Raw genomic sequence first — 10,546 nt, 5'->3', positions numbered from 1 at the left:
GGCCAGGCGCAGGAGCTGAAGGGCGAGGCGCAGAAGACGGTCGGCGACGTCAAGGACGGCGCCAAGTCCCTGGCCGAGACCGTCACCGGACGGCGCTGAGCGCGCCCCCACGGCGCCGGCCGCGCCGGCGCTGCCCCGGCCGCGCCGCGACCCTGGCGGCGGCACCGGGCGAACCGGTGCCGCCTTCTCCCCAAACGGCGCCGGTTCGACGGTGGGCCGCGCGGGGTCCGCCGAGATGGGGAAGACTCGATGCTGCGCAAGATCTCGAGGGCGTCGATCGTGCCGGAGATCGTCGCCCTGGGCGGTCGCGCGCGCCGGCTCGCGCAGCCGCACTGAGCCAGACCTCCGCGAACCCCGCCGGAGACCACCGCGATGAAGCAGCTATCCGGTCTGTTCCTGCGCCGGGAATTCGTCTTCCTGGCGCTTGCCATCCTGCTGTGTGCGGGGGCCGCCGTGGCTTACTGGGCCTCGCGCGCCACCGTGCTCACGGTCGCGGTCGCTCCACGGGACGGCACCGAACCCGCCCTGATCCAGACCTACGCGGATGCTCTGGCCAAGCGGCACAAGGAGATCCGCCTGCGGATCCTGCCTTTCGACGATGTCCGAGACAGCGCCGAGGCGCTGCGCGAGGGCCGCGCCGACCTCGCGGTGGTGCGGCCCGACGTCGATCTCCCCGATAACGGGCTCACCCTCGCGATTCTGCGCGATCAGGCCATGATCATCGCCGCGCCGGAGGCGTCGGGGATCGACCGGTTCCCGGATCTCGACCGGAAGCGCCTGGCGATACTGGCGCACCGGGATGCCGACGAGGCGCTGATCCGAGCCCTGCTCGAGCATTACGGACTGACGCTGATCACCACCGATCCCGAGGCCCCGATCCCGCCCCGCCACGTCGCCCTCGTGGAAACGGCGGAGGCCGATCTGGCCGCCGCCTTCGCCCGCAAGCGCGTCGACGCCGTGATCTCGGTCATCGCCCCGACCGCGCCAGCCGCACAGCGCATCATCGGCATCGTCCAGGATGCGAGCCGCAGCCGGAAGGTCTCGTTCGTGGACATGGAGAATGCCGACGCCTTCGTGGCGCGCATGCCACGGCTCCAAGTGGTGACCATGCCGGCCGAGACCTTCGGCGGCAGTCCGAAGATCCCGGCCGCCGATGTCCACACGGTCGGTGCATCTTACCGGCTGATGGCGCGCGCGAATCTCGCCCGGTCGGTGGCGGCGGACGTGACCCAGCACCTGTTCGAACTGCGCAGCGGCATGGCGAACGTCACTGCGTCCGCCGATTATGTCCAGGCCCCGGCCTACGACAGCACCGTCGGCGCGACGAGTGCCCGGCTGCCGATCCATCCAGGCGCCGTCGATTACTTCGAGCGCGAGCAGCAGAGCTTCATTGAGCGCTACGAGACCTGGATCTACCTGCTCGCCTTCCTGGGCGGCGGTATCGGTTCGGCCCTCGCGTGGGTCGCACAGCGCTTGTCCCGCCTGCGCCGCGAGCGTGTCGAGGAGGCGACCGATCGGCTGCTCGCGATCCGGCATGAGGCGCAGGGCACGCAGGATCGGAACCGACTGCACGCCCTCGCGCGGGAAATCGACGATCTGGCCGGCGACATCGCCAAGCATGCCCTGGAGCGCCCGACCGAGGCCAGGACCATGTCGGCCGCGTCCATCGCCATCGATGCGGCCCGCTCGACGGTCAAGCGCGCCATCGCGGCTGGCCATTACGCCGGCGAGACGGCGCCGTCCGTCATCGACGCGGTGGCCGCGAAGATCTCCGCCGCTGCGGCGGAGTGAAAGCAATGCGGCGGGTCGACCGCCGTATCAGCCGGGCCACCGCGCCCGAACAGAGAAGGGACGACACGATGAGCAAGGGATATCCGTCGATGACCGCGCTGCTGGGGCTGCTGGCCGTGGCCGGCTACCAGAATCGCGACAAGATCTCCGAATGGCTTGGTGGCCACGGCAAGGACACCGCCCACGCGCCGGTGCCGCAGGTCCCGGCCGGCGCGCCGGCCTCCGGCGGAACGATCCCGGCGAACCTCGAGCGCCTCCTCGGCGGTGCCGGCAGCGCCGGCGTCGGTGGGCTCATCGCGGGCGGCCTGGGTGAACTGATCGAGCACTTCACGAAGGGCGGTCACGCCGACACGGCGCAGTCCTGGATCAATCACGGGCCGAACCGCGATATTCCGGCCGCCGACCTCGAGCGCGCCATCGGGCCCGAGACCCTCGCATCGCTGGAGCAGCGCACGGGCCTGACCCGTACCGAACTCCTGGCGCGCCTGTCGCGGGATCTGCCGTCGGCCATCGACCGCTACTCCCCGGACGGACGCCTGCCGGCCCTCGGCTGAACCACGATCCCGTCGACCGTCGGGGCGGCGCCTTCGGCGGCGTCGCCACGACGTCGCGCGGCTGGCGCACCTACTCGACCAGCTCGTCGGCCTTCGCCAGCAGGGAGGGGGAGATCGTCAGCTTCAGGGCGGCGGCCGTCCTCAGGTTGATCACGGTGAAAAAGCGGTCGCTGGCCTGGACCGGCAGGTCGCTGGCCGACGCGCCCCGCAGGATCCGGTCGATGTAGAAGGTTGCCCGCTGCACGTCCTGAACGACGCTGGTCGTATAGGCAGCGAGCCCACCGAGCCTCACCTGCGTCGCATACGCATAGACCGCCGGCAGATTGCAGGACGCCGCCGACGCGATGATCTGCGGGCTGAAAACGCCGGTCACCGCGTCGGGCAGCACGATCAGCCCGCCGTGGGGCTCCTTGGCGAAACCGGTGATCGCCTGCTCGATCTCGGGGGCATCATGCACGCCGGCGATCCGGGCCTCTATGCCGAGTTCGGGGGCGATCCGGGCGAGTTCGGTCGCGTATCCCTTCAGTCGCGCGGGGTAATCGGGATTGACGAGCGCGAGGGCGCGCCTGACGTCGGGGCTGAGTTCCTTCAGGAGCTGCAGCCACTTTCCGATCAGCGTGAAGTCGAAATTGGTGACGCCCGTCAGATTGCCGCCCGGGCGCGACAGGCTGCTGACGAAACCGCCGCCCACCGGATCCTGAAGCATCATGAACACCACCGGCGTGGTCGTCGTCGCCTTCTGAAGCGCGGTGGCGCCGACGACGCCCTGCGCCAGGACGACGTCCGGTCTGCCGGCGAGGATCTCGTGGGCGTCCCGGCTCATCTTGTCGGCATCGCCGTCGCCGTAGCGCAGATCGACGGCGAGGTTCTGCCCCCAGGTCCAGCCGAGCCGGCGCAGGCTTTCCTGCAGCGTCGCCACGATGACAGACGTGTCGGGATGGGCCTCGCCGTAGACGAGCAGGATGCCGAGCCGGCGCGGTTCACCCGGCTCGGCCCCGACGGCAGCCGGCCACGCCGCCGCGCCCCCCAGGCCCGCGATGACGTCGCGCCGCCTCATAGGTTGGCCTCCCGCCTTCGGTGATCCGGTCCGGCCGCTCGGTCCTGCCACTCCGGAGCAGCCTGTTGCCGACGTCGCGGCCGGCAGGTCGATGTCGGGCGTCGATCCTTCACTGGACTTCCACCCGCGTCCCGCTCGAACCGTTGAGGAGGCGTCGCAGGTGGAAGGCCGCGACCCCGTCGTCCGGACGCAGGCCGACGAGGCCCGCGAAGGCCGGGAGGGCACCGGCCTCGCCGGCCTCCAGCCTGTCGAAGGCCGCGCGATAACGGCTCAGTGAATCGTCGTCGTAGGCGGCCCCGGTCAGCGGCTCGAAGGCGCGCAGCGCCTCTTGCTTGCCGCGCAGGAGGAGGTCGCCCAGCGGCCGGCCCCGGAATTGCCCGGCCCGGATGACCACCGCTTCGCTGACGCATATCCGGGTCCCGAACGCCTTGTTGGCGTTTTCCAGGCGGGCCGCCGTGTTGATGGTGTCGCCGTAGGCCGTGTAGTCGAAGTAGCGGCCGCCACCGAAATTGCCCACGATCGCGGGGCCGGCATGCACGCCGATCCGCGTGACGCCGATCTCGATCCCGCGCTCGCGCCAGCGCGCGCGAAAGCCCTCCGCGGCCTGGTCCAGGGCCAGCGCGCAGGTCACCGCCCGGGCGGCGTGGTCCGGTTGATCCCCCGGAGCCCCGAACAGCACGTGCAGCGCGTCGCCGACGATCTTGGCGACCGTCCCTTCGTGGGCGAAGACCACATCGGTCATCTCGGCGAAGTAGCCGTTGAGGATCTCGGCGAGGAGCGCCGGGTCGAGGCTCTCCACCAGGCTGGTGAAGCCGGCGATGTCGGTGAACAGGGACGCCACGTCGCGCCGGTGGCCGCCGAGTTCGAGACCCGAGGCATCGCCGGCCAGCTGCTCGGCGAGGTTCGGCGAGAAATAGCGCGCCAGGGACGCGTGCGCACGCTCGGCCAGCGATTGCCGCCGTCGCCCGTCGCGCAACGCCTCCACGTGCCGCAGCGTCCGCTCGATCGTCGTCTCCAGGTCAGCGAAATCGATCGGCTTGGTCAGGAAGTCGAAGGCGCCGCGGTTCATCGCCGTGCGGATGTTCGCCATGTCGCCGTAGGCGGAGACGATGATGGTCGACGGCCTGTCGGCGAGTTCCTGCAGTTTGGCGAGCAGCGTCAGGCCGTCCATCCGCGGCATGTTGATGTCCGATACCACGAGGTCGATGTCGGGGTTCTCGGACAGACACTCCAGCGCCTCCTGCCCGTCATGCGCGAACACGAACGAGACGAGGTTCTGGCGGATCTGGCGGCGGAATTTCTGGGTGATCAGCGCTTCGAGATCGGGCTCGTCGTCGACCACGAGGATTTTGGCGCTCGGGAGACCGGTAATCATGCGGTCCCCGCGATCTCGGCCAAGCGGTGCTCAATTTCGGCCTTGAGCTGCGCGAAGTCGATCGGCTTCGTGATCAGGCCGACCGCGCCTGCCGCCCGCACCCGCTCCCGGGTTTCGGCATCGCCGTAGGCCGTGATCATGATCACCGGCACGTCGGGTCGCGCCGTGCGCACCAGAGGCAGCAGTTCCAGCCCGGTCATGCCCGGCATGTTGATGTCCGAGAACATCAGGATCAGGCTCGCGCCGGTGGAGGCGCTGATGCAGGTCAGGGCCTCCGGCGCCGAATGCGCGAAGGCCATCTCGAAGCGACCGGCGCGCAGCTCGCGGCGGAACTGCTGTCGGAAGAGGTCGGTGACGTCGGGTTCATCGTCGACGACGAGGATGAGGACGGTCATAGCGGGCTCCCGGACTCGGTCAGCGGTGCTCTCATGGGCTCGGCCGTGGGCGCGCCCCGACGCGGCAGCGTGATCGTGAACTCAGTGAACTGATCCGGCTCCGAGACGACGTCGATCGTCCCGCCGTGCTGCTTCACGAGGATGTCGTGGCTGAGCGACAGTCCGAGGCCCGTGCCTTCACCGGCCGGCTTGGTGGTGTAGAACGGATCGAACATCCTGGCCCTGACGCTCTCAGGGATGCCGGTGCCGTTGTCGCGGACGCGGATCTCGACGTTGTCGCCGCGGTCGCGCGTCGCGACCGACAGGGTCGGTGCGTAGCCTGGCTCGCCGACCTGTGTTCGCTTCTCGGTGGCATAGAACCCGTTCGACAACAGGTTCAGGAGCACGCGCGTCATCTCCTGCGGGTAGAGGTCGGCGAGCCCGGCAGCGGGATCGAAGTCGCGGGCGATGGTCACGTTGAAGCCGGCCTTGGCCGCGCGGGCGCCGTGATAGGCGAGGTTGAGGCTCTCCTCGACGAGGGCATTGATATCGACGGGGCGATGCTCGCCCGAACCGGTCCGGGAATGCAGCAGCATGTTCTTCACGATCGAGTCGGCGCGCTGCCCGTGCTGGACGACCTTGTCGAGATTGCCCTTCAGGAGTTCGGTGAGTTCATCGACCTCCTCGCGCGTTTCGGGAGCGAGTGCGGCGGGCTTGAGCACGTTCCGCAGCTCATCCACCAGCTCCTTCGAGAGCGCGGCGAAGTTGTTCACGAAGTTCAGGGGATTCTTGATCTCATGGGCGATGCCGGCGGTGAGCTGGCCGAGTGAGGCCAGCTTCTCGGACTGCACGAGGCGATTCTGCGCCTTCTGGAGGTCGTCGAGCGATCGGTTCAGGTCGCGGGTCCGTTCCTCGACCTTCGCCTCGAGCGTCTCGTACGATTCCTGCACCCGGCTGGCCATGAAGTTGAAGCGCTGGGCGAGCGTCTCGATCTCGTCCCCCGTCCGGATCTCGATGCGTTTGGACAGGTCGCCCGAGCCGAGCCGCTCGGCACCGTCCTGCAACTGGCGGATCGGCACCACCAGGCGGCGGGCCAGGAACGTGCCGGCCACCGCCGCCATGAGGACGCCCAGGCCCATCAGCGACACCGTTTGGATGATGGAGTCGATCAGCGGCTCCATCGCCTCGCGCAGCGACAACTGAACGAACACGATCCAATCGACGCGCGGAATGGTGGCGTGCGCGGCCAGAATGAGCCCGCCATCGAGTCCGCGGGTGATTCCGTAATCCTGATCCCGCGCGGTCCCGGGCAACGCCGCGGCCACCTCGGGCAGGCCCGACAGGTCCGTGTCGCGCAGGACGAGGCTGAGGTCGGGATGCGCGATCAGCCGGCCGGTCCCGGTGGTCACGAAGGCGTAGCCGTTCAAGCCGTTCCGGATCGCGCTGACGACGTCCCAGATCAGCTTCAGGTTGACCTCCGCGACGGTCACGCCCGGATCCCGCCCCGCATGCGCCACCGCGATCGTCATGTACGGCTCGGAGCCGCGCCGGAAGTAGACCGGGCCGAACCACGTCTTGTCCTTGAGCGCCTGGGTAAAGCGCGGCGCCGTCGAGAAATCCTTTCCGCTCGCGACCACGTCGGGCTCCAGCCGAGACACCCGCAGCTGTTCCTTGCCGTTCGGATCGAGATAGGCGACCTCGGTGATCGCGGGCGCCTGCCGCAGGAGCCGGATGAAGTCGTAGCGCTGCTGCTCCGGGGAGACGCGGCGCCATTCGGCCCGCGTCGTCCAGCCGATCTGGCCCTCGATCTCGGACAGGAACGCCTCGACCCGCTCGGCGGCGGCCCTGGCCTTCTCACGCTGCACCTCGATCGCATTCCGCCGCGCCTCCTCGAAGTTCAGGGTGAGGTCGACAACGCCGTTGATGAGCAGGACCAGCGAGACCAGGCCGACGAAGGCCACCGCGAATTTCCCCGCCAGCCGCAGGCGGAGCCACGGCGGCGTTCTCCTCGGATCGGCCGGCGCGGCCAAGCTCTGGATTGTCGTCATTCGACGATCTCGTCCGCTTGGGCGAGGAGCGCCGACGAGACCGTGATGCCCAGGGTCCGCGCGGTCTTGAGGTTCACGATGAAATCGTACTTCGTGGGTGCCTGCACGGGCAGCGTCGCGGGATTGTCTCCGCGGACGATCCGGGCGACGTAGGCGCCCGCGCGGTGCACCGCCTCGGTCGGATCCGGGCCGTACGACATGAGCCCGCCGCGATGGGCGAAACGGCGGATCGCGAAGACGGCCGGTATTCGGTAACGGGCGGTGAGCGCCACGATGTGGTCCCCGTTGGCCTCGCTGAAGGTGCCGGGCGCCACGATGAGACCGGCGTCGCCCTCTTGGCCGAGTTCCGCGATCAAGGGTTCGACGGCGGCCGCCTCGTCGACCGTCGCGATCGATGCGCGAACACCCAGGTCCGCTGCGGTGCTGCTGAACGAGGCCGAGTAGAAGTTGGCGCCCGCCGCCCCGCTGCTCGGGTTCGACAAAAGTTTGACATGCCGGATCGTCGGTACGGCCTCCTTGAGCGCCGCCAGCCACTTCCCGCCCAGGGGCGGCTCGTACAGGGTGAATCCGGTGATGTTGCCACCCGGGCGCTGGCGGCTCACGACGTAGCCGAAGCCGACCGGGTCCGAGGCTCCCACGAACACGATCGGGATCTCGCGCGTCAATGCGGAGACGGCGGTCAGCTGGGCGCTGAGATACGTCAGGATCGCCTGCGGCTTCGTGGCGACGAGATCGCTCGCGAGCGCCCGCGTCCGGTTGCGGTCGGCCCCGCCCCAACGATCGTCGATCTGGATGTCGGGCTGGCCCTGCTCGCGCATCGACACGCGGAACGCGCTCGACAGCGTCAGACCTTCGGCGTCGCCGGGCGGGAAGGGCCAGAGTGCCGCCACACGGCCCTGCGCCAGGGCCTGCGCCGCCACCGGCCAGCCGGTCAGCGCCAAGGGGAGCCCAGCGATTACGGTCCGACGCCTCATCCGATCACCGAGCCCGTCCCACTGTCGTCGGCCCTGGTCGCGGACCGGGCGCGGACACTCGACTCGACGCGGCGAGTTCGGACGTAAGTCTAGCGCAAGCTCGCCGGAGCGACCACGGCAAGTCGGGATCGCGGTTATCGGCCCGACGGCCCGCATCCGTGGACGGTCGGCGGCATTACCGGTGCCTGGGCCCCGACACTCGATACCCCTCGCGCGGGGCGTAGTCCCGGCCCGATGCGTGCGCCCCAGGCCGTGCGTCGGTTGCGGCCTGCGCGCTTCTTGGCGAAGCTGGCGTCAGCCAGCTCATGGGAAGGGGCCATCATGTCTGCCGAACCGGTCAGGGGACCTGCGACGTACTTCCCGTCGATCGAGAAGAAGTACGGGCGTCCCATCGAAGAATGGCAGCACCTCGTGCAGGAGCGGCTCCCCGCGAAGCACACGGATCTGGTCTCCATGTTGAAGGACGAGCATGGGATGGGTCACGGTCACGCCAACGCGATCGTGGCTCATGTCCTGTCGGTGCGGAAGAAGTAGACGCGGCGGTCGGCCCGCGCGGCGGTAGCCGCTCCCATTCCCCCGGAACGCGCACGTGAGGGCCCGGCATCCGATCAAGGCTGCCAAACTGACCGGTCGGGCACAGGCGGGGCACGAAACGCCGCCGTCATTCAGCGGTCGGCCACCGGTAATCACGGAACTGATCGCGCAGCGCCGTCTTCTGGATCTTTCCCGTCGCCGTGTGGGGGATCTCCCGCACGAAGACGACATCGTCGGGCAGCCACCACTTGGCGACGCGCGGGCGCAGGAACGCGAGCAGACCGGCCTTGTCCGGGTTCCGATCCGCCTTCGCCACGATGATGAGCAGTGGGCGCTCGTCCCATTTCGCGTGGGCGACGCCGATGACCGCCGCCTCCGCCACGTCGGGATGCCCGACCGCGAGGTTCTCCAGCTCGATGGAGGAGATCCACTCGCCGCCGGATTTGATCACGTCCTTCGCCCGGTCGGTGACCGTCATGTAGCCGTGCGGATCGATGGTGGCGATGTCGCCGGTATCGAAGAAGCCGCGGTCGTCGAGGATCGGGGTGTCGTCCTGGAAATAGGCGCTCGCCACCGCGGGGCCCGCCACCTTCAGACGGCCGAACGTGCTGCCGTCCCAGGGCTGATCGCGCCCGGCGTCGTCGGTGAGGCGAAATTCCACGCCGAACGGCGGATAGCCCTGCGTCGCCTTGCGGTCGAGGCGACCTGCGCCGTCGAGATCCGCGACCTCGGGCTTGAGGACGCAGAACGAGCCGATCGGGCTCATCTCGGTCATGCCCCAGGCATGGATCACGGCGACGTCGTAATCGCGCTCGAAGCGCTCGATCATGGCCGGGGGGCAGGACGAACCACCGATGAGGACGCGCCGCAGGTGGGTGAGCTTCGCGCCCGTGGCGTCGAGGTGCTGGAGCAGGCCGAGCCAGACCGTCGGCACGGCCGCCGTCACGGTGACGGCCGTCTCCTCCAGCAAGGCGTGCAGCGAAGCACCGTCGAGGCGTGGGCCCGGCAGCACCAGGGACGCGCCGGCCATCGGGGCCAGGAACGCCAGCGACCAGCTGTTGGCATGGAACAGCGGCACCACCGGCATCGCCACGTCGCGGCTCTTCAGCCCGAGGTAGTCGGCCCCGTTGTTGACCAGGGCGTGAAGCACGTTCGAGCGGTGCGAGTACAGGACACCCTTCGGGTTCCCGGTCGTCCCGGAGGTGTAGCACAGGCCGGCTGCCGCCCTCTCGTCGAGCGCCGCCCAGGCGAAGTCCGCGTCGGCTTCCGCGAGCCAGTCCTCGTAGGCGACGGCGTTGCGCAGGCTCGTCTCCGGCAGATGGGCGGCGTCCGTGAGGAGCACGAAGCGCTCGATCGACGGCAGCGACGCGGCCATCCGCTCGACCAGCGGCAGGAAGGTCAGATCGAGCAGGAGGATCCGGTCGTCGGCGTGGTTGATGATGTAGGCGATCTGCTGTTCGCTCAGACGGGGATTGACCGTGTGGTAGATCGCGCCGACGCCGGTGATCCCGTACCACGCCTCCATGTGCCGCCACGTGTTCCAGGCCAGCGTCGCCACCCGGTCGCCGACCCCGATACCGTCGCGCTCGAGCCGTTTGGCGAGACGTCGCGCCCGCTCGTGGATCTCCGCATAGGTCGTGCGGTGCATGGGCCCCTCGACCGAGCGGGAGATCACGGCCCGGTTCGGATGCTGCACGCGGGCGTAGTCGATGATGCGGTGGATGAGCAGGGGCCAGTCCTGCATCAGACCGTTCATGGCGTCGTCCTCCATCCGATCCCGCGGGCGCCCGGTCTTCAGGCCGGGTCGCGACCGGGCGCTGAAGCCCGTCGCCGTCGAGC

The 10,546-nt window shown here is 69.2% G+C and carries 9 protein-coding genes and 1 pseudogene; 4 read left to right on the top strand and 6 right to left on the bottom strand.

Going from position 1 to position 10,546, the window contains the following annotated elements; genetic code table 11:
* From MKK82_RS02030 to MKK82_RS02020, 3 genes and pseudogenes are all read left to right on the top strand, one after another.
* Positions 1-99, top strand: a pseudogene (locus tag MKK82_RS02030) (CsbD family protein); the annotation flags it as partial.
* Positions 100-372: 273 nt separating this feature from the next.
* Complete coding sequence (locus MKK82_RS02025; protein ID WP_243984473.1) at positions 373-1,791, top strand: TAXI family TRAP transporter solute-binding subunit; 1,419 nt, start codon at positions 373-375, stop codon at positions 1,789-1,791.
* Positions 1,792-1,859: 68 nt separating this feature from the next.
* Positions 1,860-2,345 carry a YidB family protein gene (locus tag MKK82_RS02020; RefSeq protein WP_238292429.1) on the top strand — a complete coding sequence of 162 codons (486 nt, stop codon included), beginning with the start codon at positions 1,860-1,862 and terminating at the stop codon, positions 2,343-2,345.
* A 70-nt stretch (positions 2,346-2,415) separates the two neighbouring features.
* On the opposite strand, the gene MKK82_RS02015 is transcribed toward MKK82_RS02020, so the two are convergent.
* The 5 genes from MKK82_RS02015 to MKK82_RS01995 all read right to left on the bottom strand — a co-directional run bounded on the left by MKK82_RS02015 (position 2,416) and on the right by MKK82_RS01995 (position 8,173).
* Complete coding sequence (locus tag MKK82_RS02015) at positions 2,416-3,402, bottom strand: ABC transporter substrate-binding protein (protein WP_238292431.1); 987 nt, start codon at positions 3,400-3,402, stop codon at positions 2,416-2,418.
* 109 nt (positions 3,403-3,511) lie between these two features.
* Complete coding sequence (locus MKK82_RS02010) at positions 3,512-4,777, bottom strand: adenylate/guanylate cyclase domain-containing protein (protein ID WP_238292433.1); 1,266 nt, start codon at positions 4,775-4,777, stop codon at positions 3,512-3,514.
* Positions 4,774-5,172 (bottom strand): response regulator, encoded by a 399-nt coding sequence (locus MKK82_RS02005; RefSeq protein WP_238292435.1) that lies wholly within the window; start codon positions 5,170-5,172, stop codon positions 4,774-4,776. Before MKK82_RS02005 ends, MKK82_RS02010 begins: the two co-directional genes overlap by 4 nt.
* The gene (locus MKK82_RS02000; protein ID WP_243984471.1) at positions 5,169-7,199 is read right to left on the bottom strand and encodes an ATP-binding protein; all 2,031 of its coding nucleotides are present in this window, start codon (positions 7,197-7,199) and stop codon (positions 5,169-5,171) included. Before MKK82_RS02000 ends, MKK82_RS02005 begins: the two co-directional genes overlap by 4 nt.
* Entirely contained in the window at positions 7,196-8,173 is a 978-nt protein-coding gene (locus MKK82_RS01995; RefSeq protein ID WP_238292439.1) for an ABC transporter substrate-binding protein, read from the bottom strand. Before MKK82_RS01995 ends, MKK82_RS02000 begins: the two co-directional genes overlap by 4 nt.
* Positions 8,174-8,494: 321 nt before the next feature.
* On the opposite strand from MKK82_RS01995, the gene MKK82_RS01990 reads away from it, so the two are divergent.
* Positions 8,495-8,707, top strand: a complete 213-nt coding sequence (locus MKK82_RS01990) for a DUF4287 domain-containing protein (protein ID WP_238292441.1) — start codon at positions 8,495-8,497, stop codon at positions 8,705-8,707.
* 127 nt (positions 8,708-8,834) lie between these two features.
* On the opposite strand, the gene MKK82_RS01985 is transcribed toward MKK82_RS01990, so the two are convergent.
* Positions 8,835-10,463, bottom strand: a complete 1,629-nt coding sequence (locus MKK82_RS01985) for a long-chain-fatty-acid--CoA ligase (RefSeq protein WP_238292443.1) — start codon at positions 10,461-10,463, stop codon at positions 8,835-8,837.
* Between the last annotated feature and the right edge of the window lie 83 nt (positions 10,464-10,546).

This window comes from Methylobacterium sp. E-046 (assembly GCF_022829625.1).
Lineage (GTDB): Bacteria > Pseudomonadota > Alphaproteobacteria > Rhizobiales > Beijerinckiaceae > Methylobacterium > Methylobacterium longum.
This window is presented reverse-complemented; position numbering and strand designations above follow the sequence as displayed.

Excerpts from the sequence above, each read along its gene's own strand:
- MKK82_RS02025 (WP_243984473.1), top strand. The coding sequence starts at position 373 with ATGAAGCAGCTATCCGGTCTGTTCCTGCGCCGGGAATTCGTCTTCCTG.
- MKK82_RS02020 (WP_238292429.1), top strand. The coding sequence starts at position 1,860 with ATGAGCAAGGGATATCCGTCGATGACCGCGCTGCTGGGGCTGCTGGCC.
- MKK82_RS02015 (WP_238292431.1), bottom strand. The coding sequence starts at position 3,402 with ATGAGGCGGCGCGACGTCATCGCGGGCCTGGGGGGCGCGGCGGCGTGG.
- MKK82_RS02010 (WP_238292433.1), bottom strand. The coding sequence starts at position 4,777 with ATGATTACCGGTCTCCCGAGCGCCAAAATCCTCGTGGTCGACGACGAG.
- MKK82_RS02005 (WP_238292435.1), bottom strand. The coding sequence starts at position 5,172 with ATGACCGTCCTCATCCTCGTCGTCGACGATGAACCCGACGTCACCGAC.
- MKK82_RS02000 (WP_243984471.1), bottom strand. The coding sequence starts at position 7,199 with ATGACGACAATCCAGAGCTTGGCCGCGCCGGCCGATCCGAGGAGAACG.
- MKK82_RS01995 (WP_238292439.1), bottom strand. The coding sequence starts at position 8,173 with ATGAGGCGTCGGACCGTAATCGCTGGGCTCCCCTTGGCGCTGACCGGC.
- MKK82_RS01990 (WP_238292441.1), top strand. The coding sequence starts at position 8,495 with ATGTCTGCCGAACCGGTCAGGGGACCTGCGACGTACTTCCCGTCGATC.
- MKK82_RS01985 (WP_238292443.1), bottom strand. The coding sequence starts at position 10,463 with ATGAACGGTCTGATGCAGGACTGGCCCCTGCTCATCCACCGCATCATC.